Here is a 24,112-nt window from a genome sequence, read left to right as displayed (position 1 = left end):
GCCAGTTGCAGTTGCTGCGGTACCTCGCCTTCGACCGGCGTCGCTTCGGGGGCCTGCACCTGGTTCACGCGTTGACCAGGAAGGGTGTGGGATCGCCGCAGCCTTCGCGGATCAGCTGTGGCTCGTCACCGGACAGGTCGATGATGGTGGACGCCTTCAGATCGCCGAAGCCGCCGTCGATGACCAGATCGACGTGGTGCTCCAGGCGTTCGCGGATTTCGTAGGGATCGGTCATCGGCTCATCGTCGCCGGGCAGGATCAGGCTGACGCTCATCAACGGCTCGCCCAGTTCCGCGAGCAGCGCCAGGGTGATGCCATGGTCCGGCACGCGCAGGCCGATGGTACGGCGTTTTTCATGCAGCAACAGGCGCGGCACCTCGCGGGTACCGTTGAGAATGAAGGTGTACGGGCCGGGGATATGGGCCTTGAGCAGGCGGAAGGTGCCGGTATCGACCTTGGCATACAACCCCAGCTGCGACATGTCGCAGCACATCAAGGTGAAATTGTGCGTTTTATTCAGGCCGCGCAGGCGCCGGACCCGCTCGATCGCCGCCTTGTCGCCGATCTGACAACCCAGGGCGTATGCCGAGTCGGTCGGATACACCACCACCCCGCCCTTACGGATAATCTCCACGGCCTGCTTGATCAGGCGCGCTTGCGGGTTCTCCGCATGAATCTGGAAGAATTGACTCACGTAATCGTCCTGTTCATACCGCCATAGGCTGTTCATGGCTGAATCGGCGCCACAGAGGTGGCAGGTCCTCGGGCAATGGCCGGTAGGCACCGATCTCGCCCCAGGTGCCGGGGCCGTGGAAGTCACTGCCAGCGCTTGCCAGCAGGCCGAACTCACGGGTAAGGATGGACATCGTGCCCACTTGCTCGGGCGGCATCATGCCATTGACCACTTCAAGCGCCTGCCCTCCCGCTTGAATATAGTCGGCGATCAGGCGTCTGCGCTTGCTACGCGTCAGTTCGTAATGCATGGGATGGGCCAGGCTCACCCAAGCGTTGGACTGGCGAAGGGTCGCGACAGTTTCCTCGAGTGTCGGCCAATGCAACTTGACGTCCCCCAGCTTGCCGGCGCCCAGCCATTTGCGGAACGCCTCGCCGCGGTCCTTGACATGCCCCGCACGCACCAGGAATTCGGCAAAATGCGGGCGCGCCGGCGCGTTGCCGCTGTCGCCCAGCTCCTGCTGCACGGCGCGCGCGCCCTCGAGCGCATCGGGCATGCCCTTGCCCGCCAGGCGCCTGGCGATGTCTTCGGCGCGCAGCCAGCGACCACGGTGCAATTGCTCGATGGCCTCCAACAGTGGCGGCGCATCGAGGGGAAAGTTGTAACCCAGCACATGGATGGTCGCACCGCCCCAGGTGCAGGAAAGCTCCACCCCGCTGACCCATTGCATGCCCAGGTCAAGACACGCCTGGCGCGCCTCGGGGAGCCCTTCGAGGGTATCGTGATCGGTCAGCGCCAGCGTGCGCACCCCGTGCTCGTGGGCGCGGGCGACCAGTGCCGTGGGCGACAGGGCGCCGTCGGAGGCCGTGCTGTGACAGTGCAGATCAACATTCATGGAGGAGCGCTTTCGCCGGAATCGATGTTTGTTATTATGCCGTCACATCCCGCTTCTGGCTGCCATTGTGAAACAATTCATCGATTTCATCCCGCTGCTGCTGTTCTTCATCGTCTACAAGCTGGACCCGCGCCCGGTCGAATTCGCCGGACAAAGCTTCGAGTTCGGCGGCATCTACAGTGCCACGGCGATGCTCATCATCAGCTCCGTGGTGGTCTACGGCGCGCTGTTCCTGCGCCATCGCAAGCTCGAAAAGGGTCAGTTGCTGACGCTGGTGGCCTGCCTTGTGTTCGGCGGCCTCACCCTGGCCTTCCACAGCGAAACCTTCCTCAAGTGGAAAGCGCCGGTAGTCAACTGGCTGTTCGCGCTGGCCTTCGCCGGCAGCCACTTCATCGGCGATCGGGTATTGGTCAAACGGATCATGGGCCATGCCCTGACACTCCCGGAAACGATCTGGACCCGCCTGAACCTGGCCTGGATCCTGTTCTTCCTGGTCTGCGGCGCAGCCAACCTGTTCGTCGCCTTCACGTTCCAGGAGTTCTGGGTCGACTTCAAGGTCTTCGGTAGCCTGGGCATGACCGTGATCTTCCTGGTGGCTCAGGGCGTGTACCTGTCGCGCCACCTGCACGACGCCGACCCTTCCACCCCTAAACCCAAGGATTGACATGCTCTACGCCATCATCGCCAGCGACGTCGAAAACTCCCTGGAAAAACGCCTGGCTGCACGCCCCGCGCACATCGAGCGCCTGCACCAGCTCAAGGCCGAAGGCCGCGTAGTCCTGGCCGGCCCGCATCCGGCCATCGACAGCAACGATCCCGGCGCTGCCGGCTTCAGCGGTAGCCTGATCGTCGCCGAATTCGACTCCCTTGCCGCCGCACAGGCCTGGGCCGACGCCGACCCGTACATCGCGGCAGGCGTGTACGAGAAGGTGGTGGTCAAACCGTTCAAGCAAGTGCTGCCCTGAGCCTGATCGGGCCTGTTCGCGGGCAAGCCTTCACGACGACGTGCACGCGAACCGGCCCAGGCAATCCCCGGATTCATCTATTGCGACCCACTGCCGACAACCTTCTGAATCGAACAAGAATCAGGAGTCCCGATGCGCCAAGGTCCGATGTCCCTGCTGCTTTTCTGCCTGTTGCTGCTCTCCCCCCTCGCCCTCGCCGAACAGCCTCTGTCGCTGGAAGCCGGTGCGCGCATCACCGAGCTGCAGCAACGTCTGGAGGAAAGCGAGAAACAGCGCGCTGCACTGAGCAAACAGCTGCAAAATGCCGACAGCGCCCGGGAAACCACCCAACTCGAACGCCTGCGCCAGGACAATCAGCGCCTGCAGGCTACGGTGGAAAAACTGCAGACCACCAGCCCCCTACGCCTGCTTACCGACCAGCAGCAATGGTTCCTGATCGGAGCGGTCGTTGCACTGTTGTCGGCAGTCTGCGGTATCTTAGCCAGCGGCGGACACAGAAGACGCCGACAATGGTTGAATTGAGTGAGTCATGAGCGAGCTGTTACTGATTGATGATGACCAGGAGTTGTGCGAGCTGCTCGGTAGCTGGCTGACTCAGGAGGGCTTTGCGGTCCGCGCCTGCCACGACGGCGAGAGCGCGCGCCAGGCCCTGGCCGCCCACGCCCCGGCGGCGGTGGTGCTGGATGTGATGCTGCCCGATGGCAGCGGCCTGGAGTTGCTCAAGCAACTGCGCAGCGACCACGCCGAGCTGCCGGTATTGATGCTCTCGGCCCGAGGCGAACCCCTGGACCGTATCCTGGGCCTGGAACTGGGTGCCGACGATTACCTGGCCAAACCCTGCGACCCGCGCGAGCTGACCGCTCGCTTGCGTGCCGTGCTGCGCCGCAGTCACCCGGCGGCGCCCAGCACCCAGATCGAGATCGGCGACCTGGCCTTCAGCCCCGTGCGCGGGGTGGTCAGCATCGATCAGCGCGAGATGAGCCTGACACTCTCCGAGAGCCGCATCCTGGAAGCCCTGCTGCGCCAACCCGGCGAGCCTTTGGACAAGCAGGAGCTAGCGCAGATCGGCCTGGGCCGCAAACTGACGCTCTATGACCGCAGCCTGGACATGCACGTCAGCAACCTGCGCAAGAAGATCGGCCCCCACGCCGATGGCCGTCCACGCATCGTTGCCCTGCGCAGCCGCGGCTACTACTACAGCCTGTAAAGGCCGCGGGGCGCCCATGCCCCGCAGTGACACCATTACTTGCGCAACGGATCGTCCCAGAACGGACGCTCCACCTCCTGCAGGGTATCTGCCCGACTCAACCCCAGATCGTGCAGCGCATCGTCGCTGAGGCTGGCCAATTGACGGCGCTGGCGGTACAGCTGCTGCCAGCGCAGCAGTCGCTCAAGCGCCTGTGCAAGCAGTTGGCCCAAAGAGAAGGAAGTGTGGGTAAAACCGACATGACCTTTCATCGTGAAGCCCTCCGTGTGAGTGGCTTCAGTCTCGCGCCAGGCTTAGGATCAATCCAACGAATGTTTCTTATGCCTTGCATCTGGAGGATTGATGCAATGTCCACCTACCAGAGCCTCGACGCCGAGGTCTTGCGCACCTTCGTTGCCATCGCCGAACAAGGCGGCTTTACCCGTGCCGGGGAGGTCGTCAACCGTACCCAGTCGGCCGTGAGCATGCAGATGAAACGCCTGGAGGAAGACGTCCTCCAGCGCCAGTTGTTCGAGCGCGACGGACGCCAGGTGCGCCTGACCGCCGAGGGCCAGGTGCTGCTCGGTTATGCCCGGCGCATCCTCAAGCTGCACGGCGAGGTGTTCAACACCTTGCGCATGCCACACATGGTCGGCGTAGTGCGCATCGGTACACCGGACGACTACGCCATGCGCTTTCTGCCGGCGATACTCACCAGCTTCGCCAGCAGCTATCCACTGATCCAGGTGGAGGTGCATTGCGAGCCATCGAAGCAATTGATGCTGCGCCAGGACCTTGACCTGACGATCATCACCCGCGAGCCAGGTGCCGAGGTGGGCCAACTGCTGCGCCAGGAACGCCTGGTATGGGCCGCCGCCAAGGGTTTCTGCCCTCACGAACAGCGCCCGATCCCCCTGGCGATGTTCAACACCGACTGTTTCTGCCGCTCCTGGGCCTGCAACGCCCTCGAACATCAGGGGGTCGATTACCGCATCGCCTACACAAGTCCGAGCCTGGCTGCGATCTTTGCCATCGTCGGCGCGGGTTTGGCGGTTACGGCCCAGTTGCAGAGCCTGATCGGCGACTCGCTGTGCATTCTCGGCGAAGACCAGGGCCTGCCGCAGTTGCCGATGGCCAATGTGATGCTGCTGCGCAATGCGCAAAGCCATTCGCCGATCACCGACTGCATGGCCGACTACGTGATCGACGGCTTCAGGTAAAGGTTGTCAGAGCTCCAGGCCCAGCATCACCGCACAGACGATCAGAAACACGCAGAACAGCGTACGCAGCACTTTCTCAGGCAGCGCATGGGCCAGCTTCACGCCCCAGCTGATACTGAGCAAACCGCCTACTGCCAGCGGAATACCGACATGCCAGTCAACGCTGCCATGAACGCCATAGGTGAGCAGCGTCACCATGGTGCTCGGCGCCGCAAGCGCCAGCGACAGGCCCTGAGCCACCACCTGGGTGGTGCCGAATACGCTGGTCAGGATCGGCGTGGCCACTACCGCGCCGCCAACGCCGAACAGCCCGCCCATGCTACCGGCGAAACAGCCCAGCACACCCAGCCACGGCCAGGGATAACGCAGCTGGCTGCTCGGCGCGCTGGCTTTCATGAACATGCGTGCCACGTTCCACACCGCCAGCGCCACCAGGAACGCGACGAAGCCCAGGCGCATGGAGTGTGCATCGAGCCCTACCGCCCAGATCGAGCCCAGCCAGGCAAAGATGAAGCTGCACAGCGAAAGCGGCACGGCATGGCGCAGCTCGATGCGGTTGCGCTGATGATAGCGCCACAGCGCCAGCAGCACGTTGGGCACCACCATCACCAACGCCGTCCCCTGGGCCAGCTGCTGGTCGAGACCGAACAGCACTCCCAATGCAGGAATCGCAATCAACCCACCGCCGATCCCGAACAGGCCGCCCATGGTGCCCAGCGCCGCGCCCAAAACGATGTACATCAACCACTCGATCATCAGTGCCTCATTCGACTGCATTCTCAATCCAGGCATGCTACCCAGTGGAGGCTGGCAGGGAAACGCACAGCAGCGCACAATGGCTTTGCGTTTTACGCACAAGCATGGGAAGGGTCATGAGTCCAGATATCCTCACCGAACAACTGAGCCTGTTTCTCGATGTACTCGAAACCGGCAGCTTCTCGGCGGCCGCGCGTCGTCACCCCTTGACGCCTTCGGCAGTCGCCCGACGCATCGACAACCTGGAAAACGCCGTGGGCAGCCGCCTGTTCGTGCGCAGCACCCATGCCGTACGCCCGACCCCGGCAGGCAATGCCTTCGCCGAGCGCGCCCGGCGCATCATCGAGGAACTGCGCCTGGCACGGGCCGAAGCGGTATCCCTGAGCAATGCACCGGAAGGCCTGATCCGCATGGATGCCCCGGCAGCCTTCGGCCGCCGCCACCTGGCGCCAGCGATCGCCGACTTCCTGGTGGCTTACCCCGGGCTCGATGTGCAACTGCGCCTGATCGACAGTTTCGTCGACATGCACGGCAGCCACCTGGGCGAGGTCGACCTGGTGTTGCGCGCAGGCACTCTGGCCGACACACGTCTGGTCGCCACTCCGTTGGCCTACATGGTGCGCATCGCCTGCGCCAGCCCCGCGTACCTGGCCGCCAGAGGCGTGCCCACCTGCCCCAGCGAACTGCCGCAGCACGACGGCCTGGACTGGGATGGCCTGGCACCACCGTTCGCCTGGCGCTTCGCCGTCGACGGCCAGGTGCGCCTGTACCGCCCGGCACGCCTGCGCATGACCGCCAACAACGCCGAAACCCTGCTGTTCGGCGCCCTCGCCGGCCTCGGCATCGCCCACCTGCCCACCTGGCTGGTCAGCGAATACCTGCTACGCGGTGAACTGCTGCCGCTGTTCTGCGAAAACGGCCTGCCCGAACCGGAAACCACCGGTATCTATGCACTACGACTCGAACATGAAACGAACTCTCGCAGCCGCTTGCTGCTCGAATTCCTCAAGAGCCGCTTCAGTCCTGTCCCTCCCTGGGACCTGGCGCTACGCAGTGGACTGCGTGGTTGATGAGCGCGCTAACGATCAGCGTGCTAGATTCTTAACTGAACTCATTCAAGGACCTGCATGAACGCCGACACCAAAGCCCCCTGCGACGAGCTGCTGCTGGACAATCAGGTCTGCTTCGCCCTGCACTCCACCTCGTTGCTGATGACCAAGGTCTACAAACCCTTGTTGCAGGCCCTCGGCCTCACCTACCCGCAATACTTGGCCATGCTCGTGCTGTGGGAGCAGGACGGCCTGACCGTAGGTGAAATCAGCCAGCGCCTGTTGACCGACCCCGGTTCGCTCACCCCACTGCTCAAGCGCCTGGAAAGCGAAGGCCTGCTCAAGCGCACCCGCAGCCGCGAGGATGAGCGCGTGGTGCTGGTGCAACTGACCGACAAGGGCCGTGATTTGCGCGACGAGGCCAGCAAGGTGCCGCACTGCATCCTGGAAGCCTCCGGGCGCACGGTGGAGCGCTTGCAGAAGCTGCAGGCCGAACTGCTCGACCTGCGCAACAGCCTGCAAAAAAACCTCTGAGGACTATGCTGTGAAAGCCTGTCAGACGAATGGTCGAAAATTTATCTTGCGCACTAAATAATTGCGCGCTAATTTAAACCCATACCCACCCAGCGCTAAGGCGCACAGCACACAAGCGAGGCTCAAGATGCAAAAGGTCACTCCCCTGTACATCGCAGAAGCAACCTCCACTGGTGGTCGCGACGGCAAATCCCGCTCCAGCGACGGCAAGCTCGAAGTCAAGCTGAGCACCCCTAAAGAACTGGGCGGTGCTGGCGGTGAAGGTACCAACCCCGAGCAGATGTTCGCTGCCGGCTACTCGGCCTGCTTCATCGGCGCACTGAAGTTCGTCGCCGGCCAGGAGAAGAAAGCCCTGCCTGCCGACGCCTCGATCACCGCCAAGGTCGGTATCGGCCAGATCCCCGGTGGTTTCGGCCTGGACATCGACCTGCACATCAACCTGCCGGGCCTGGCCCAGGCAGATGCCGAAAGCCTGGTGGAGAAGGCGCACAAAGTCTGCCCATACTCCAACGCCACCCGCGGCAACGTCGATGTGCGCCTGCACGTGACGGTCTGAGTAAACGCCAGACACAAAAAAACCCGGCCAAGGCCGGGTTTTTTGTGGGCGCCAGAAGGATTACTTCTTGGTACGGCCCTTGAAGCTGTTGTCGCGGGTATCGATATCGATCCACTCGTCGATTTCGATGAAATCGGCGACCTGGATTTCAGTACCGTTGGCCAGCTTGGCAGGTTTCATGACCTTGCCGGAAGTGTCGCCACGAGCAGCGTTCTCGGTGTAGACGACTTTGCGGCTGATGGTGGTCGGCAGTTCTACCGATACCAGACGGCCTTCGAAGAAGACGGCTTCGCAGACATCTTCCATGCCTTCTTCGATGTACGGCAGAACGGCGTCGATGTCTTCGGCGTTCAGCTCGTACATGGTGTAGTCGGTGGTGTCCATGAAGGTGTATTCATCACCGTTGATGAACGACAGGGTCGCTTCTTTGCGATCCAGGATCACGTCGTCCAGCTTGTCATCGGCGAAGTAGACGGTTTCGGTCTTGTAGCCGGTCAGCAGGTTCTTCAGCTTGGTCTTCATGATCGCGCTGTTACGGCCCGACTTGGTGAATTCCGCTTTCTGGACCAGCCACGGGTCGTTGTCGATCCGCAGTACGGTACCGGGTTTCAGCTCTTTACCAGTTTTCATTACGAAGTATCCGAATCTGGATGGATTTATAAAAATCGAGGCCGCATATCATATCCAATTTCGGTAAAACTGTACCAGCGCTGTGGCAAGGTCCGGCCGAGTGGCCTGTTCCAGACACCATTGCCGGGCGTGCGTCTGCAGTTGCGGCCAGTGTTTCAGCACCCCGCGCCAGGCCTCGCCCATGTCACGATCCATGTTCCAGGCACGCCACAACGCCACCAGTGCATCTGCGGCATCGTCTGACAGCCCCTGTCGATAGATCTTGAGAAAAGCCTCGAGCTTTTCCCAGTGAGCGTTCTCTTCTTGCACGTAGATGTGCCACAGCAGAGGGCGCCCGGCCCATTGGGCACGCACGAAGGAATCCTCGCCGCGCACGGCATTGAAGTCGCAACACCAGAGGATACGGTCGTAGTCGTCCTGGCTGACGAATGGCAGCACCTGCAAGGTCAGCGCCCCGCGCTGGCGCACCTCGCCCACGGCCAGTCGTTCACCCAGCCACGCGTGCAGGTCCGCCAGGATTCGACCTTCGGGCACCAGCAGGTGGGTGGGCTGATCGTCTGCCGCCAGGGCTTCCAGCCAATGGCCCAGCTGCGCGTTCTCGTAGGCGAACAACGACATCAGTCGCGCCTCGGGCGCAGGTTTCACGCCGAGGCCGGCAAGGAATGCCTTGCGCGCGGCAGCATCCTGCTCGAACGCAGCACGCTTGCCCAGCAGTTCGCCTTCACGCAGCAAGCCGCCGGTATTGGCGGTGAAGCCCGGGAAGAAAAACACTTTGCGCAGGCCATTGGGTTGTGGCGACGGCAGCCCATGACAACCCTCGACCCAGTCTTCGGCGCTCAGGTATTCGAGGTTCAGCCACAACGCTGGTGTCGAGCGCTCGGCCAGGGCTTCGACATAGGCCGCCGGTAGTTGGCAACCGAAGGCACCGATCACCACCTCGGCGGTTTCGCATGCGGGCCAATCGACCGGCCAATGGCGTACCTCGACGCCTTGCTGATATTGCCGGGCGGCCTGTGGATCAGCCTCCGGGCACAGGCGTGCGAACGCGTGCAGGTCGTCCACCCAAAGGCGCACGATCAACGCATGCTCATCGGCGAGCTGACGCGCCAGGCGCCAGGTGACGCCAATATCGCCGTAGTTGTCGACGACCGTGCAGAAAATGTCCCAGGTGGCTTTCACGACCACTCCCCTCGCAGCGCAGAAAACCATGGATTGTGCGGATAAACCGGCACCGACAAAAGCGCTACCCGCACACCGGCAATAAAACAAATCGCACAGCCATGCGACAATGGCCCCTCGATCGACCCCTGCCAGGAGGCCACGATGCCCCGTCGCCGCGAACTGAAGATCACCCTGAACCCTTTGCAGTTGATTGTCTGCGTGGCCTTCGGCCTGTGGCTCGGCGCCGTCGCCATCGCTTCAAGCCTGTGGCTGGCCTGGCAGCTGTGGCCACAGCAGGTCGAGCCACTGGCCCAGGCAGTGGCTCCGGCACGCAGCGCGCCCGCCCCAGTTGCCCCGCCGCAACCGGCCGACGCGCAGCAAGCGATGTTCGAGCGCTACAAGGAAATCCTCAACACGCAGCAAGCCCAACAGGCCATCGAGGCCAACCCGCGCAACCTGAACAACCCCAAATGCCAGTTCTGGCTGCAGCAGAACCGCAATGCACCGACCGACAAGAGCCAGGCCAACGTGCTGGAGTTCTGCCGCTGACCATGGACAAGCCAACCCTGCTCGCACGCATCATCGACACCCTAGAGCACGACATGGAGGTGCTGCGCCGCGCCGCCCAGACCGCCTACGAAACCGCCACCGCCGAAGAGAACATCGCCGAGAACAAGTACGACACCCTGGGGCTCGAGGCCTCCTATCTCGCCACCGGCCAGGCGCGCCGTACCGCCGAAATCCGCCAGGCGCTGCTGAGCTACCAGCAGTTGCTGCTGCGCGACTACGACCCGGCGCGCGGCATCCAGCTGAGCAACCGGGTAACGCTTGAAGATGAGCAAGGTCGCCAGCAGTTGCTGTTTCTCGGCCCCGAGGGCGCCGGGCTGAAAATCGGCGAAGGCCCTGGACGGGTGACCGTGATCACCCCGCGCTCGCCGCTGGGCAAGCAGTTGATCGGCAAGAAACTCGATGACGAAGTAAGCCTGGTGCTCGCCGGGGTGGCGCAGGTGCAGTTCGTTGTCGAAGTCGACTGACGGCAGAATTCAGGCGCCTGCCATCGCATCGAACTGCTTCGCCAACCCCTGCGCCTCGAAACACGCCAACAGATAGTCGATGAACGCGCGCGTCTTGCCCGGTAGCAGCTTGCGCTCGGCGTAGTAGACACTGACGCTGCCATCGTCCACATACCAGTCCGGCAACACCCGGCACAGGCGTTTGCTGGCCAAGTACGGCACAGCGAACGGCATGCTCACCAAGGCAATGCCCAACCCTTGCTCCGCCGCAGCGCAGGCTGCATCCGAGTCGCTCATGGTCATCGCCTGGCGCAGGTGCAGCGGGCGCTGCTCCTGGTTGCGGCTGGTCAGCGGCCAGGAGCGCACTCGCCCGGTCTGCGGTGAACGGATCAGGATGCCGTCGTGCTGGGGTAGTTGTTCCGGCATCTGGATCGGCGCGTGCCGCTGCAGGTACTCAGGCGCCGCTACCAAGACCCGGTGTGCAGGCGCCAGCTTGCGCGCAACGACACCCGGCGGCAGGTCGAAGCCGCCGCCAATCGCCGCATCGAACCCTTGGCCGATGAGGTCGACCTGGCGGTTGTCGAAATGCCAGTCCGGGACGATCGCCGGGTATCGGCGCAAGAACTCTCCCAGCAACGGCAGCACGTACAAACGCCCGAACACGATACCCATGCTGACCCGCAGCACCCCGGCCGGTTGACCTTCGCTACTGGCCAGGTTGGCCACAGCGTACTGGATGCTGCGAAAACTCTCGCTCACCTCACCCAGAAAGCGTTGCCCGGCCTCGGTCAGGGTCAGTTTGCGCGTACTACGCTGGAACAGGCGCACACCCAGGCGAGATTCCAACTGGGCGACGTTCTTGCCCACCGCCGCAGGTGTGATGGACAGACGCCGGGCGGCCTCGGCGAAGCTGCCGACCTCGGCACTGGTGATGAAGCACTCCAGGCTGCTGAAGGATTCCATAAGCGATTCCCAACCAGAAGTTCACTCTGACGGTAGTGATTGCGATCTTATCAGCAGGTAATCATACGCCGATACTGGCCCCATCCAAGGCACACCGCCTTGCTCGCTTCAGGAGAGCAGCATGTCCCCCGTATCGAACCTCGAAGGCAAAGTCGCCCTGGTCCAGGGCGGTTCCCGCGGCATCGGTGCCGCGATTGTCCGGCGCCTGGCCCGCGAAGGCGCACAGGTCGCCTTTACCTATGTCAGCTCCGCTGCCCCCGCGCAGGCCCTGGCTGACGCCATCAACGCCGAGGGTGGCCGCGCTCTGGCCCTGCGCGCCGACAGCGCTGATGCCAGCGCGGTACAGCAAGCGGTGCACGACACCGTCAAAGCCTTCGGCCGCCTCGACATCCTGGTCAACAACGCCGGCGTATTGGCCGTGGCGCCAGTGACCGAATTCGACCTCGGCGACTTCGACCGCATGCTGGCGATCAACGTGCGCAGCGTGTTCGTGGCGAGCCAGGCCGCGGCCCGACACATGGGCCAGGGTGGCCGGATCATCAACATCGGCAGCACCAACGCCGAACGCATGCCGTTCGCAGGCGGCGCGCCCTACGCCATGAGCAAGTCCGCGCTGGTCGGCCTGACCCGCGGCATGGCCCGTGACCTCGGCCCTCAGGGCATCACCGTCAACAATGTGCAGCCTGGCCCGGTGGACACCGACATGAACCCGGCCAGCGGCGAGTTCGCCGACAGCCTGATCCCGTTGATGGCGATCGGACGCTACGGGCATGCCGATGAAATCGCCAGCTTCGTCGCCTACTTGGCAGGGCCTGAGGCTGGCTACATCACCGGCGCCAGCCTGCTGGCCGATGGCGGTTTCGCCGCCTGAGCCATTGCGACAGGGAGCGGCCCACTGGCCGCCCCTATCCGCCAGCCGCCACGAAGGCTTCGTCCACCCGCGCCAACTGCGCTTCGCTCAAGGTCCCTGCCTGGTAATGCAGCTTGATCCAGGCCAGCAGGTAGTCGTAGCGCGCCCGCGCCAGGTCACGCCGGGTGGTCGCCAGTTGCTGTTCGGCATTGAGCACATCCAGACTCACCCGCTCGCCTCCCTGCACGCTCTTGCGCGTCGACACCACCAGCGCCTCGGCCGCCTGCAGCGCCCGCTCATAGGCACGCAAGCGACTGGCGCCGGACTCGCAGGCGTTGTATTGCTTGCGCAGTTCGATAAGCGTGTTGCGCGTATTGCCATCCAGTTCGTACTCGGCCTGCTCCAGATGCCGGCTGGCCTGGCGCGTCGAAGCGCTGACGCCACCACCGGCAAACAGCGGCACGCTGATCTCAATACCGACGGTGTTGGTGTCGTAGCGCTGATTGTAGGTGTTACCACTGTCCGACTCCTGGCGCCGCGAAGTGGCGAAGGCGCTGACCTTGGGCAGGTGCCCGGCGCGATTACGCTCGACTTCGTAGCGCGCCACTTCCAGCGCATGGCGCTGCGAGCCGAGTTGCGGGTTGCTGGCCAGCGCCAGCGATTGCCAGGCCTCATAGCTGGTCGGCGTAACCTGCGGGAAGGCGAAGCCACTGCGCAGCGGCGCCAGCTCATCGATGCGCACCGCCGGCTCGCCGATCAGCGCACCGAGCTCGCGCAATGCAGCATCCTCGTCGTTACGTGCCTGGATTTCTTCGGCATCGGCCAGTTCGAAACGCGCCTGGGCCTCGAGGATGTCAGTGCGCGTCCCCTCGCCAGCCTGGAACAGGCGCTGGTTCTGCTGAAACTGCTGGCGATAGGCCTGCTTGCTGGCCACGCTGATAGCGATCTGGTCCCGGGCATACAAGGCCTGGGTATAGCTGGTCATCACCCGCACCAGCAACTGCTGGCTCTGGTCGCGGAAGCTCTCGTCGGCGAACAGCGCCTGGGCCACCCCCTTGCGGTAGGCGGCATAGGCTTCGTAGTCGAACAGTGGCTGTTGGAGGATGAAGGTCGAGCCATAGCTGTCATAGCGCCGGTCTTCGCTCGAGCGACGCGAGTCACCGAGGTAGCTGGCCTTCGAATCGTTGCGACCCTTGTTGTAGCTGTAGGAAAGATTGGGCAGCAGGCCTGCACGTCCGATGGCGCGGTACTCCTGGCCTGCCTCGCGGGCCTTGAAGGCGGCGAGGTAGGTTGGATCGCGGCGCAAGGCCTGTTCGTAGACCTGGAACGGCCCCATGCCGGCCTGGGCCAGTGTCGGCAGCAGCACGCAGGCGGCCAGCAGACCGGTGGCAGATGATTTCATCGCAGCGTCCTTATTGTTCGGTCAAGGCGCTGCCTGCACGGTCGAGCAGGGGCTTGAACAGGTAGTTGAGCAGCGAGCGCTCGCCAGTGCGCACGAACAGTTCGGCGGGCATGCCCGGACGGATCGACAAGCCCTGCAAACGCGCCAGCGCCTCTTCGCTGACGGTGCTGCGCAGCACGTAGTACGGCTGGCCGCTTCGCTCGTCGAGCAACTGGTCGGCCGATATCAGCGCCACTTCGCCGGTGACCCGTGGCGTGCTGTTCTGGTTGAAGGCCGTGAACAGGATATCGACCGGCAACTGCGGCGCGACCTTGTCCACCAGGTTCACCGGCAAGCGCCCCTCCACCTCCAGCGCTGTGCCTTGCGGCACGATCTCCAGCAACGTGTCGCCTGCCCGCACCACTGCACCCTCGGTGTGTACGCCCAGGTTGACGGCGATGCCGTCGGCGGGTGCGAGGATCTCGCTGTGACGCAACTCGAAGCGTGCCGAGTTGAGCTGCTGCTCCAGCGTCGCGGCCTTGACCTGGGCCTCGGCCAGTTGGGTGCGCACCTCTTTCTGGTATTCCTCGCGGCGCTGCTGCAGGTTGAGCCGGGCCTCGACGATGCCTTGCTCCAGGCGCGCGCTGTCGCCTGCGTTCTGCGCCAGGTCACGTTGCACCTGGGACAACTGCCGCTGGTATTCGAGTACCCGATTGCGCGGGATGTAGCCCTCGCCGGCCAGCGGGCGCAGATTGTCCAACTGCTCGCGCAGGGAATCAGCCTGGGCCTGCAGGTCGCCCCGTGCCCGGCGCATGCCGGCCAGTTGGGCCTGGGAGCCTTCGATGCTGGCCGACACCGCGCCCTGTTCACGGGCGAGGGCCTGGCGACGGCTATCGAACAGCTGGCGCTGACCTTCAACAACCAGGCCGAGTTGCGTATCGGACTCATCCATCAGCTCGGCAGGAAACTGCACCTGCCCCGCGTTGTCCCGTTCACCGCGCCAACGCGCAAGGCTGGCCTGGGTCATGCGGTACTGGGCCTGCAGCGCCTCGACATCTGCTTGGACCTGGGTACGATCGAGGCGGAACAGCGGCTCACCCTGGCGCACCACCTGCCCTTCGCTGACCAGAATCCGGCTGACCACCCCGGCAGCCATCGACTGCACTGCCTTGCGCTTGCCCGACACCACCACGGTGCCCTGCACCGCCACGCCCTGATCCAGCGGCGCGAGGCTGGCCCAGGCCATGAATCCGCCAAACCCCAGCAGGGTCAGCAGCCAGCCAAGGCGCACGTAAAAGCGTGCATCGCTCGTCACGCGGCTCATGCACCACCTCCGGCTTGCAGCGGCCGCTGTGCGGTGCCCTGGCCCAGCGCCTGGAGAATATCCCGCGCAGGGCCAAACGCCTGCACGCGCCCGTCGTTCATCACCAGCAACTTGTCAGCCTGGGCCAGCGCCGCGCTGCGATGGGTCACCAGCACCACCGTGCGCTCCAGAGCCTTCAACTGGACGATGGCATTGGCCAACGCCGCCTCGCCAAGGCTGTCGAGGTTGGAGTTGGGTTCGTCGAGCACGATCAGACAGGGGCTGCCATAGAGCGCGCGCGCCAGGGCAATACGTTGTTTCTGGCCGCCAGAGAGGTCGCCACCGCCCTCGCCCAGGCGCGTGTCGTACCCCTGCGGCAAGCGCAGGATCAATTCATGCACCCCCGCCAGACGCGCAGCCTCCACCACCTTATGGCCATCGAGCTCGCCGAATCGGGCGATATTCTCGGCAATGCTGCCACGCAGCAGCTCGATACTTTGCGGCAGATAGCCGATATGCGGACCGAGCGCATCGCGGTCCCACTGGGAAAGCTCGGCGCCATCCAGGCGCACATGGCCCGCCAGCGGTTGCCAGACACCCACCAGCAACCTGGCCAGGGTCGACTTGCCGGAGCCCGAAGCCCCCAGCACCCCCAGCACCTCACCGGGCGCCAGGGCGAAACTGACCTGCTGCACCGTGGCGAACCTGCGCCCCGGTGGCCCGCCGCTGACCTGCTCGATGGACAGCTGCCCGTCAGGCGCTGGCAGCGACATTGGCACTGGCGGTTCAGGATGCTCCTGCAGCAAGGTTTCCAGGCGCTTGTAGGCCAACTGCGCACCGCTCCACTGCTTCCACACCGCAATGAGCTGGTCGATCGGCGCCAGCACCCGGCCCATGAGAATGGAGCCGGCGATCATCATGCCCGGCGTCATCTGGCCCTCGATCACCAGCAGCGCACCCAGGCCCAGCACCAGCGACTGCAAACACAGGCGCAGGGACTTGCTGGTGGCAGTGATCACTGCCGACGTGTCGCTGGCCCGGTTCTGCAACTCGAGAAAGCGCCCGTGCAAGGCGAACCAGCGCTGGCGCAGCGCGCCGAGCATGCCCATGGCCTGGATGCTTTCGGCGTTGAGCAGTTGGCTGCCGGCCAGGCTGCTCGACTGCTGCTGCAGGTTGCTCGCTTCGGCCAGCGGGCGCTGGGTCAGGCGCTCGTTGAGCATGGCCAGCAGTACCAACAGCAAGGCTCCGGCACTGGCGAGCACACCCAGCCAGACGTTGAACAGGAAAATCACCGCCAGGTACACCGGAAACCAGGGGGCATCGAAGAAGGCGAACAACGCAGGGCCAGTGACGAACTGGCGCACCTGGGTCATGTCGTTCAAGGCCTGGCCAGCGGCGCCATCACCCTGGCGCAAGTTACGTTCGAACGCGGCGCGATAGATGTTCAGGTTGAAGCGCTGTTCCAGTCGATGGCCGACGCGAATCACAATGAAACTGCGCACCGCTTCCAGCACGCCCATATATGCGAAGAAACCCACCACCATCAGGGTCAACATCCACAGGGTGGTTTCATTCTGCGAAGTCAGTACACGGTCGTACACTTGCAGCATATAAATCGACGGCACGAGCATGAGAATATTGATCAACGCAGTAAAACAACCGACGCTGATCAAAGTCGATTTGAATTCGCCAAGTGCCGCCCACAAAAGTGCGCCGGGCCTGTTGCTCGGAAGTTTCATGTTTCGCCCTTATTGCCGTTATAACTTGGCCGGGTAATTAATTGTCCACACGCTCCAGCACCACTGCACTGCCGGCGGCTGAAGTCCAGGTATAGCGACCGGCGCCCTGTCGGCTGAAATGCACCACCGTGCTGCCGTCGCCGCCCACCAGTGCCAGGGTGTCGGGTGTCACCAGCCAACTGCCCGGACGAATCCCGAGCAAGCGCTCGGCGCAGGCCAGGTCGCCGTCAAGCGCGCCCTCGCTGGCCGACAGGCGCAGGGTACAGGCATTGGCCTGCTGCTGCTGCGGATAAAGCGCCCAGCGCCCGGCCAGTTGCGCGGCGTTGGGGAGTAGCAGGCTGCTCGCCATACCTACCTCGGTCATCGACATCAAGGGAATCGCGCCCAGCGCGATCATTCGTTTGATTGCTCGCATCCATCCACCTCGCGTGGTCCATGTGGCTGGGAGCGACCCGCGCAGCGCTACGCGGGCCGCTCCCGGCCCGTCAGACCACGATGTCCGTGGCGACGGCCTGACCTACGGTGGTCACCAGGAAGTCAGCCAGACTATTGCCGGTGAAGTCGATGGACAGGCTGCCCAGGTTGGTCGCCTGGTCGTAGCTGAGAACGGCCTCGCCGGCATGTCCGGTGAAGGCACTGACGAACTCTAGCGGTAGCTTGCCCTGGGAAAACGCCGAGATGGCTGACAGATCAATCTTGTCCTGACCGCTGACAAAATCCATGATCCGGTCCGGCGCCTTGGCTGTCGAATCGCTGATGGCCCCATAGACGAAGGTGTCCGCACCGCTTCCCCCCCAGAGGGTGTCAGCCCCGCCACCGCCGTAGATGATGTCGTTGCCGGCACCACCCTTGAGCACGTTGGCCACCGCGTTGCCGATCAACAGGTCGTTGCCCGAACCGCCAATGGCGTTCTCCAAGGTCACGCCCTTGGCGATCGAGACGTTACCGATCATGCCGCCAACATCGGAGAACGAAGCCTCGTTGAGGTTGATCTTCTGGTTCTGGGTGAACCCGGAGAAGTCCATAGTATCGTTGCCGCCGCCATCCCACACGCTGAACACCACCTTCGACGAAGCCGAGGTGGCCGAGTAGAAGTCGCGATCAGCCGTGGAGTTGAAGCCGTACACGGTATCGCCCGAACGCGTGGCGTAGTTGGCGCCGTAGAGTTTCTGGATCGCCGCGATGTCGTCCATCAGCGGGGCCGAGGCGTAGTACTGCCCGCCGCCCTTGACGAAGTTCTGCGCGGTGTTGCTTTCGCTCCAGTAGCTCATGACGCTGTAGCCGCGGGTGTCCTGTGCATACGAAGCGTCACGGTAGCTCGGGTTGCCCTCGCCGGCGTTGTAGTCACCGGGGTGGGACAGGCCGAGCACGTGGCCGATCTCGTGGGTCAGGGTCTGGCGACCGTAGTTGCCAGTGTCGGGATTGATGTTCACCTGATAACCGCTATTGATCAGGTACCACGACTCACCTTTGTGCGAACCCCATCCGTCGAACGGCAGGTAGGCGAACGCCGCGCCACCGTTGCTGGCGCTGAAGTTGCCGAAGGTCATGTGACCGTCGCCGCCCGAAGCTGCCTCGGTGAAGCTCAGCTTGGCCACGTCGGCCCACGACTCCATGGCCAGCTTGGCCTGGGCTTTCTGCTGGTTGTTGAACTGGCTGAAGCTGCCCAGGCCACGGCTGGCGAAGTCCGCCGGCGCTTTGGTCAGGAAGGTGTAGGTGAGGCTGATGGTGCCGTCCTTGTTCAGGTCCTTCCAGGACGCCCCGTCGCGCAGCAGTTGGGTGGCTGCCTGATCGACGGTGAACGAAGGTTTGCCATTGATGTTCGCACCACCGCGATCGTACTGGTGGGCGAAGCTGTTGATCAGCCCGAAGGCCGAACTCGGCCCGTTCGGTTGCAACACCGAGGCAGCAGAAACAACAGCATTTGCTTTGACTTTCGACATGCAGACACTTCCTTGTTTGCGGAAAAGTTGATGTTCGACAGGAACGCTCAAACTTTCGGCGAGAGCATCCTGTCACTCGCCCTTGTGAGGCGCAAAAAAACTGACACATTCAGAAACTTTCTGTCCAGTGTTTTTTGACGCCAATCTTCCGAACGGAGAAATAAGCGGTGCGCCGCTGTTATTTGCGCAAACTGTTATGCATCAGGTGTATTGAGGAGTACCCATACTCCAGATAATGACTGACCGGTTTATTATTCAAGGCCGGGAAGTTTTATTATGAAAAAGCGACGTCCTGCTGATGATTCAAGACCGTTGTTCGTTAATGGCATCTGGCCTCGCGACAACCGGTCGCACGACCCTCCGTCGCCTGCTCGTTGACTTGCCGAGGGGCGCGGCGCTCAGTAGGTGCTGGTCACAGCCCCTCCACTGACAGGACGACACAATGACAAGACTCACGGTGCAATCCGGCGATTTCTTGCAAGGTGAAGGCGAGTATCGCAACGGATCGCTCACACTCAAGACCCCACGCAGCCAGGCCGGTGAGCGTATCTCTCTGGCCCGTATCAAGGACCTCCGGCTCGCCAGCCTGGAATCGAACCGCAACCTGGGCGCCACCCTAGGCTGGGGTGTAGCCGGCGCCCTGGTGGCCGGGCCGGTCGGCATGCTCGCCGGATTGTGGCTTGGCGGCAAAGAGGAGGAGGCCACCTTTCTCGCCACTTTCAAGGATGGCCGCAAGCTGCTGGCCATTACCGATGGCAAGACCTGGTCGAAGATCGACGACACCTGGCGCCAGCGTCAGCGCTCGGGCGCCAGGTAAAACGATCGGGTTCGAGTTCGTCTGCATGATCGAGGTGTTCCTTTCGCGGGCAAGCCCGCTCCCACGGGTACCCCACTGAACGCAAGAGCAGTGTGATACCCGTGGGAGCGCGCTTGCCCGCGAAAAGAACACCGCACAGCCCCTGACACCCCTGCTACCATTGCGCCCCCTTTGCCAACCGCCCCACCGACTGCCGCCGGAGCATACCGGCGCGTCCGCCTTCCAAGGAGCCTTGCATGATCCCGCTTCGCCCCCGCCTGCCCTTTGGCCTGCTTGGCCTGGGCCTTGCGCTGCATGCTGGTCAGGGTCTGGCCGATGAACGCGTGACCCTCGCCCCCTTGCAGGTCACCGAACGCAGCGGCGATGACGGCTATCAACCTCGCGAAGCCCAGGTCGGCGGCTGGCATGCCGCACCGCTGCTCGACACCCCGGCCTCGGTCAGCGTGTTCAGCCGCCAACTGCTCGATGATCGCCAGGTACGCCTGCTCAGCGAGGTGCTGCAAAGCGATGCCTCGGTCGGCGAAAGCTACGCGCCGATCGGCTACTACGAGAACTTCAACGTGCGCGGCTTCGAACTGAATGCCGCCAGCAGCTATCGGATCAATGGCCAGACCATCGCCGGCGAGCAGAACGTGGCGCTGGAGAACAAGCAACAGGTCGAATTGCTCAAGGGATTATCGGGCCTGCAGAGCGGCGTGTCCGAACCCGGCGGGCTGGTCAACTATGTGACCAAGCGCGCCGAGGATGTGCGCAGTGTCACCGTCTCGACCAACGAGCAGGGCGAACGCTACCTGGCCACCGACCTCGGCGGCTGGTTCGGCAGCGAGAAACAGTTCGGCCTGCGCGCCAACCTCGCCCATGAAGACATCCGTTCCTACGTCGACCATGCCGACGGCAAGCGCGACTTCGCCTCGCTGGCATTCGACTGGCAGATCAACCCCGACGCCACCCTGCAACTCGATGTCGAGTATCAGCACCGCGAACAGCGCTCGGTGCCCGGCTACCAGTTGCTGGGCGGCACCCAGGTGCCCCACGGCATCGACCCGGACGACCGCCTGGCCTACCAGCATTGGGCCAAGCCTGTGACGAACGACTCGTTGAACCTGGGCGGACGCTTCGAGTACCGCTTCAACGAGACCTGGACCGGCACGGTCAGCGCTTCGCGCAGCAAGGTGGTGATCGACGACTACAGCGCCTTCGCCTGGGGCTCCAGCGAGGGCGCGTTCTTCGGCAGTAATGGCGACTACGATATCTATGATTTCCGCAGCCCCGATGACACACGGCGCATCGACGAACTGCAGGCCACCCTCGAAGGGCGTTTCGATGCTTTGGGCGTTAGCCATGAACTGACTGTCGGCAGCAGCGCGCAGCGTCGGACCCTCGATCAGCGCACTTACTACAACGAGCCTCTTGGACAGGGCGGCAATATCTACACCGGAGCGCCCGCTCAGTCACCGTCCGACCGCCCCATCGGCCCGAGCGAACGTCGTCTGGACAGCCGCCAGTACGGCCTGTTCGTCAGCGACCGCATCAGCTTCAACGAGCAATGGCAGACCGTGCTCGGCGCCCGCGAAGTGCGCCTGGACGAAAAGACCTGGGACGAAACCGGTGCTGCTGGCCGCCATACCCGCCAATACCAGTTGCTGCCCAACGCCGCGCTGATCTACAAGCCGCAAGCGGACACCACGCTGTACGCCAGCTGGTCCAAAGGCCTGTCGGCGGGCGGCACCGCGCCCTGGTTCGCCAGCAACGCTGCCGAGATCCTCGCCCCGACCCTGTCGCGCCAACTGGAAGTGGGCATCAAGCGCGACTGGAAAGGCATGAGCCTGAGCGCAGCGCTGTTCCAGATCCGCCAGGCCTACCAGTACGCCCGCCCGCAGGACGGTACGGACCCAATCTATGTGCAGCAAGGCCAGCAGAAGAACACCGGCCTGGAGCTCGGCGCCAGCGGCTGGGTGACATCCAACCTGCAGTTGCACGCCAGCGCCGCCGCAATCCGCGCCCGGGTGAAGAACAGCGGCACCGACGCCTACGAGGGCCACCAGGCGATCAACGTGCCTCGTCTGCGCGCGGCGCTGCAAGCCGAATACAACCTCCCGGTGCCGGGCCTGGCACTGCTCGGCGGTGCACGCTACAGCGCCAGCAAGTACGCGAGCCAGGCAGGCAACGTCGAGGTCGGCGGCTACACGGTATTCGATATCGGCAGCCGCTACCGCATCCGCTTCGGTGACTACGACACCGTGCTGCGCCTGACGGTCGATAACCTCTTCGACAAGCGCTACTGGCGCGATGTGGGGGATTACCTGGGCGACAACTATCTGTTCCAGGGCGCGCCGCGCACGGCAAGACTGTCGGCGTCGGTCAGTTTCTGAATATATCGCGTCCCCCGCGGCCACCGGCTTGGTCGGTGTTCGCGGGCGAGCCCGCCAAGCCGGATTTCACGCAAACAAAAAACCCCTGAACCTTTCGATTCAGGGGTTTCTTGTGGAATGTGGCGGTGAAGAAGGGATTTGAACCCTTGATACGATTTCTCGTATACACACTTTCCAGGCGTGCTCCTTCGACCACTCGGACACTTCACCGGATCTCTTCAAGCCATTCAGCCTGTCGAGGCGCGCTAATTTAGTAGAAGACCTTTCCTTTGGCAAGCATTTTTTTCAGAATTTTCATGCGCTTAAGCCTCGCCCCGGAAAAGCCTGGCCAGCCAGGGCGATGCTGCCAATCTGGCCTGCGCTTTTTCCGCATTCCGGACACCTGCCCCGACGCCACACGGGGTAGCTGGCCAAGGCTGACCGGCCAGTCAGCCTTGGCGCTTTACCTGGCCTGCGCTGCTGGGTAACGTCATCGCCACGCCACCCAAAGGACTCTGTCATGAGCGAGCTGATTACCTACCACGCCGAAGACGGCATCGCCACCCTGACCTTGAACAACGGCAAGGTCAACGCGATCTCGCCGGACGTCATCACCGCCTTCAACGCAGCACTGGACCGCGCCGAGGAAGAACGTGCCGTGGTGATCATCACCGGCCAGCCAGGCATTCTTTCCGGCGGTTACGATCTCAAGGTGATGACCGCCGGCCCCAAAGAGGCGATCGACCTGGTCACTGCCGGCTCCACCCTGGCCCGCCGCCTGCTCTCGCACCCGTTCCCGGTGATCGTCGCCTGCCCTGGCAATGCCGTGGCCAAGGGCGCGTTCCTGCTGCTGTCGGCCGACTACCGTATCGGTGTCGAAGGCCCGTACAAGATCTGCCTGAACGAGGTCCAGATCGGCATGACCATGCACCATGCCGGGATCGAGCTGGCCCGCGACCGCCTGACCCGCTCGACCTTCCAGCGCTCGGTGAACAATGCCGAGGTCTTCGACCCGCACGGGGCAGTGGTGGCCGGGTTCCTTGACAAGGTAGTACCCGCCGAGCAACTCCAGGAAACGGCGCTGAGCGCGGCGCGGGAACTGAAGAAACTGAACATGCTGGCGCACAAGAACACCAAGCGCAAAGTGCGCAAGGCGCTGCTGGAAACGCTCGACAAGGCAATCGAGGCCGACAAGGGCCACATGGGCTGAAACCAGGCTTGCTGGAGCTGCCGCGTGCCGCTCCAGCAAAGCCAGGACGCGACCGGTCTCTGCTCGCCGGTTTGCCCTGACCAGTGCACGGTCGTACACTGCGCCGCGACTGTCTGGTGTGAGCCGTATCATGCTCTATATGCTTCGCATGCTCCTTCTGGCGCTGCACTTCCTGCTGGTCGGCGCCGTCGGCCTGGTCATCGGCCTGTGCCGCCCCTTCAACCCCGATAACAGCCGCCTGTTCGCCCGCCTCTACAGCGTGCCGGCAGCCTGGCTCATGCGCATCCGGGTCAAGGCTGAAGTCGGCCCCTTGTGGGACCAGCCGCCCGGCTGCGTGATCGTCGCCAATCATCAATCCAACTACGACCTGTTCATCCTCGGCCAGGTGGTTCCACGGCGTACGGTCGCCATCGGCAAGAAGAGCCTGGGCTGGATTCCGTTGTTCGGCCAATTGTTCTGGCTAGGCGGCAACGTACTGGTGGACCGCAAGAATGCCTACCAGGCGCGCAAGGCGATGCGACTGACCACGCGGATCCTGCGCGACGACACCTCGATCTGGATCTTCCCCGAAGGCACACGCAATCCGACTGAACATCTGCTGGCGTTCAAGAAAGGCGCGTTCCACATGGCGGTCGAGGCCGGCGTGCCGATCGTGCCGGTATGCGTCAGCCGCTACGCCAAACGCCTGAGCCTCAACAGTTGGCGACAGCGCACGGTGATCGTCCGCTCCTTGCCACCGATCGCCACCCATGGCCTGGGGCAGCAGGACGTGCCGGCGCTGATGGAGCAATGCCGACTGCAGATGCAGCAGTGCATCGATCGTATGGAGCGGGAGTTGCCGCAGGCCTGAGCCGCCAGCTTGCTCTACGCCGCAGCACGGCCCAAGCTGTCGGGGTGTCCAACCGAAGAAGCAGGCA

General features: G+C 63.5%; 27 protein-coding genes and 1 tRNA gene. 15 read left to right on the top strand and 13 right to left on the bottom strand.

Features of this window, described 5'->3' with window-relative positions:
- Positions 1 to 64: 64 nt before the first annotated feature.
- Positions 65 to 694: an L-threonylcarbamoyladenylate synthase gene (locus tag VA602_RS07730; RefSeq protein WP_081255296.1), complete on the bottom strand. Its 630-nt coding sequence runs from the start codon at positions 692 to 694 to the stop codon at positions 65 to 67.
- A gap of 13 nt (positions 695 to 707) precedes the next feature.
- A complete protein-coding gene (locus tag VA602_RS07725; RefSeq protein ID WP_054891949.1) occupies positions 708 to 1,568 on the bottom strand; it encodes a PHP domain-containing protein in 861 nt (286 codons plus the stop codon).
- A 67-nt stretch (positions 1,569 to 1,635) separates the two neighbouring features.
- Here VA602_RS07725 and VA602_RS07720 point away from each other — a divergent pair, with 67 nt between their 5' ends.
- The 4 genes from VA602_RS07720 to VA602_RS07705 all read left to right on the top strand — a co-directional run bounded on the left by VA602_RS07720 (position 1,636) and on the right by VA602_RS07705 (position 3,740).
- Positions 1,636 to 2,232: a septation protein A gene (locus tag VA602_RS07720; protein ID WP_323452911.1), complete on the top strand. Its 597-nt coding sequence runs from the start codon at positions 1,636 to 1,638 to the stop codon at positions 2,230 to 2,232.
- Between the two features lies 1 nt (position 2,233).
- Positions 2,234 to 2,533: a YciI family protein gene (locus VA602_RS07715; protein WP_151925550.1), complete on the top strand. Its 300-nt coding sequence runs from the start codon at positions 2,234 to 2,236 to the stop codon at positions 2,531 to 2,533.
- 132 nt (positions 2,534 to 2,665) lie between these two features.
- Complete coding sequence (locus VA602_RS07710) at positions 2,666 to 3,055, top strand: translation initiation factor 2 (protein ID WP_323452910.1); 390 nt, start codon at positions 2,666 to 2,668, stop codon at positions 3,053 to 3,055.
- A gap of 7 nt (positions 3,056 to 3,062) precedes the next feature.
- Positions 3,063 to 3,740 carry a response regulator transcription factor gene (locus VA602_RS07705; RefSeq protein ID WP_054891952.1) on the top strand — a complete coding sequence of 226 codons (678 nt, stop codon included), beginning with the start codon at positions 3,063 to 3,065 and terminating at the stop codon, positions 3,738 to 3,740.
- A 35-nt stretch (positions 3,741 to 3,775) separates the two neighbouring features.
- On the opposite strand, the gene VA602_RS07700 is transcribed toward VA602_RS07705, so the two are convergent.
- The gene (locus VA602_RS07700) at positions 3,776 to 3,991 is read right to left on the bottom strand and encodes a DUF1127 domain-containing protein (RefSeq protein ID WP_054891953.1); all 216 of its coding nucleotides are present in this window, start codon (positions 3,989 to 3,991) and stop codon (positions 3,776 to 3,778) included.
- Between the two features lie 96 nt (positions 3,992 to 4,087).
- On the opposite strand from VA602_RS07700, the gene VA602_RS07695 reads away from it, so the two are divergent.
- Complete coding sequence (locus tag VA602_RS07695) at positions 4,088 to 4,939, top strand: LysR substrate-binding domain-containing protein (RefSeq protein ID WP_323452909.1); 852 nt, start codon at positions 4,088 to 4,090, stop codon at positions 4,937 to 4,939.
- A 6-nt stretch (positions 4,940 to 4,945) separates the two neighbouring features.
- Here the strand turns inward: VA602_RS07695 and VA602_RS07690 are convergent, their stop codons facing one another.
- Positions 4,946 to 5,695: a sulfite exporter TauE/SafE family protein gene (locus VA602_RS07690; protein ID WP_323452916.1), complete on the bottom strand. Its 750-nt coding sequence runs from the start codon at positions 5,693 to 5,695 to the stop codon at positions 4,946 to 4,948.
- 116 nt (positions 5,696 to 5,811) lie between these two features.
- Here VA602_RS07690 and VA602_RS07685 point away from each other — a divergent pair, with 116 nt between their 5' ends.
- The 3 genes from VA602_RS07685 to VA602_RS07675 all read left to right on the top strand — a co-directional run bounded on the left by VA602_RS07685 (position 5,812) and on the right by VA602_RS07675 (position 7,834).
- Positions 5,812 to 6,765 (top strand): LysR family transcriptional regulator, encoded by a 954-nt coding sequence (locus VA602_RS07685; RefSeq protein WP_054891955.1) that lies wholly within the window; start codon positions 5,812 to 5,814, stop codon positions 6,763 to 6,765.
- 57 nt (positions 6,766 to 6,822) lie between these two features.
- On the top strand, positions 6,823 to 7,278 hold the full coding sequence (locus VA602_RS07680) for a MarR family winged helix-turn-helix transcriptional regulator (RefSeq protein WP_065862097.1): 456 nt from the start codon (positions 6,823 to 6,825) through the stop codon (positions 7,276 to 7,278).
- A gap of 127 nt (positions 7,279 to 7,405) precedes the next feature.
- Entirely contained in the window at positions 7,406 to 7,834 is a 429-nt protein-coding gene (locus VA602_RS07675; RefSeq protein ID WP_125931695.1) for an organic hydroperoxide resistance protein, read from the top strand.
- Between the two features lie 60 nt (positions 7,835 to 7,894).
- Here VA602_RS07675 and efp read toward each other — a convergent pair whose 3' ends face one another.
- Both efp and earP read right to left on the bottom strand, forming a co-directional pair.
- On the bottom strand, positions 7,895 to 8,464 hold the full coding sequence (gene efp / locus VA602_RS07670) for an elongation factor P (protein WP_054891957.1): 570 nt from the start codon (positions 8,462 to 8,464) through the stop codon (positions 7,895 to 7,897).
- A gap of 48 nt (positions 8,465 to 8,512) precedes the next feature.
- Entirely contained in the window at positions 8,513 to 9,643 is a 1,131-nt protein-coding gene (gene earP, locus VA602_RS07665; protein ID WP_323452908.1) for an elongation factor P maturation arginine rhamnosyltransferase EarP, read from the bottom strand.
- Between the two features lie 144 nt (positions 9,644 to 9,787).
- Between earP and VA602_RS07660 the strand changes: the two genes are divergently transcribed.
- Positions 9,788 to 10,174 (top strand): hypothetical protein, encoded by a 387-nt coding sequence (locus VA602_RS07660; RefSeq protein WP_323452907.1) that lies wholly within the window; start codon positions 9,788 to 9,790, stop codon positions 10,172 to 10,174.
- 2 nt (positions 10,175 to 10,176) lie between these two features.
- Entirely contained in the window at positions 10,177 to 10,659 is a 483-nt protein-coding gene (locus VA602_RS07655; protein WP_054891960.1) for a GreA/GreB family elongation factor, read from the top strand.
- Between the two features lie 9 nt (positions 10,660 to 10,668).
- Here the strand turns inward: VA602_RS07655 and VA602_RS07650 are convergent, their stop codons facing one another.
- Positions 10,669 to 11,601, bottom strand: coding sequence for a LysR family transcriptional regulator (locus VA602_RS07650; RefSeq protein WP_323452906.1), 933 nt, complete (start codon positions 11,599 to 11,601; stop codon positions 10,669 to 10,671).
- Between the two features lie 121 nt (positions 11,602 to 11,722).
- Here VA602_RS07650 and VA602_RS07645 point away from each other — a divergent pair, with 121 nt between their 5' ends.
- A complete protein-coding gene (locus tag VA602_RS07645; RefSeq protein WP_323452905.1) occupies positions 11,723 to 12,472 on the top strand; it encodes a 3-oxoacyl-ACP reductase family protein in 750 nt (249 codons plus the stop codon).
- Between the two features lie 34 nt (positions 12,473 to 12,506).
- Here VA602_RS07645 and VA602_RS07640 read toward each other — a convergent pair whose 3' ends face one another.
- The 5 genes from VA602_RS07640 to VA602_RS07620 form a co-directional block, all read right to left on the bottom strand.
- Entirely contained in the window at positions 12,507 to 13,853 is a 1,347-nt protein-coding gene (locus VA602_RS07640) for a TolC family outer membrane protein (protein WP_065862102.1), read from the bottom strand.
- Between the two features lie 10 nt (positions 13,854 to 13,863).
- Positions 13,864 to 15,156 (bottom strand): HlyD family type I secretion periplasmic adaptor subunit, encoded by a 1,293-nt coding sequence (locus VA602_RS07635; RefSeq protein ID WP_323452904.1) that lies wholly within the window; start codon positions 15,154 to 15,156, stop codon positions 13,864 to 13,866.
- Complete coding sequence (locus VA602_RS07630; RefSeq protein ID WP_323452903.1) at positions 15,153 to 16,874, bottom strand: type I secretion system permease/ATPase; 1,722 nt, start codon at positions 16,872 to 16,874, stop codon at positions 15,153 to 15,155. The genes VA602_RS07635 and VA602_RS07630 overlap by 4 nt, the downstream gene beginning before the upstream one ends.
- A 37-nt stretch (positions 16,875 to 16,911) precedes the next feature.
- Entirely contained in the window at positions 16,912 to 17,289 is a 378-nt protein-coding gene (locus VA602_RS07625) for an AprI/Inh family metalloprotease inhibitor (RefSeq protein WP_153774626.1), read from the bottom strand.
- A gap of 70 nt (positions 17,290 to 17,359) precedes the next feature.
- Entirely contained in the window at positions 17,360 to 18,817 is a 1,458-nt protein-coding gene (locus VA602_RS07620; protein WP_323452902.1) for a serralysin family metalloprotease, read from the bottom strand.
- A gap of 442 nt (positions 18,818 to 19,259) precedes the next feature.
- Here VA602_RS07620 and VA602_RS07615 point away from each other — a divergent pair, with 442 nt between their 5' ends.
- Positions 19,260 to 19,634 carry a hypothetical protein gene (locus tag VA602_RS07615; RefSeq protein WP_054891968.1) on the top strand — a complete coding sequence of 125 codons (375 nt, stop codon included), beginning with the start codon at positions 19,260 to 19,262 and terminating at the stop codon, positions 19,632 to 19,634.
- A gap of 236 nt (positions 19,635 to 19,870) precedes the next feature.
- Entirely contained in the window at positions 19,871 to 22,006 is a 2,136-nt protein-coding gene (locus VA602_RS07610; protein WP_323452901.1) for a TonB-dependent siderophore receptor, read from the top strand.
- 120 nt (positions 22,007 to 22,126) lie between these two features.
- Here the strand turns inward: VA602_RS07610 and VA602_RS07605 are convergent.
- A tRNA-Ser gene (locus VA602_RS07605) sits at positions 22,127 to 22,216 on the bottom strand.
- Positions 22,217 to 22,505: 289 nt separating this feature from the next.
- On the opposite strand from VA602_RS07605, the gene VA602_RS07600 reads away from it, so the two are divergent.
- Both VA602_RS07600 and VA602_RS07595 read left to right on the top strand, forming a co-directional pair.
- On the top strand, positions 22,506 to 23,195 hold the full coding sequence (locus VA602_RS07600) for a crotonase/enoyl-CoA hydratase family protein (RefSeq protein ID WP_054891971.1): 690 nt from the start codon (positions 22,506 to 22,508) through the stop codon (positions 23,193 to 23,195).
- A gap of 130 nt (positions 23,196 to 23,325) precedes the next feature.
- Complete coding sequence (locus VA602_RS07595; protein WP_323452900.1) at positions 23,326 to 24,045, top strand: lysophospholipid acyltransferase family protein; 720 nt, start codon at positions 23,326 to 23,328, stop codon at positions 24,043 to 24,045.
- The last annotated feature ends 67 nt before the right edge of the window (positions 24,046 to 24,112 follow it).

Source organism: Pseudomonas machongensis (assembly GCF_034961125.1).
GTDB classification, from domain to species: Bacteria; Pseudomonadota; Gammaproteobacteria; order Pseudomonadales; family Pseudomonadaceae; genus Aquipseudomonas; species Aquipseudomonas machongensis.
This window is presented reverse-complemented; position numbering and strand designations above follow the sequence as displayed.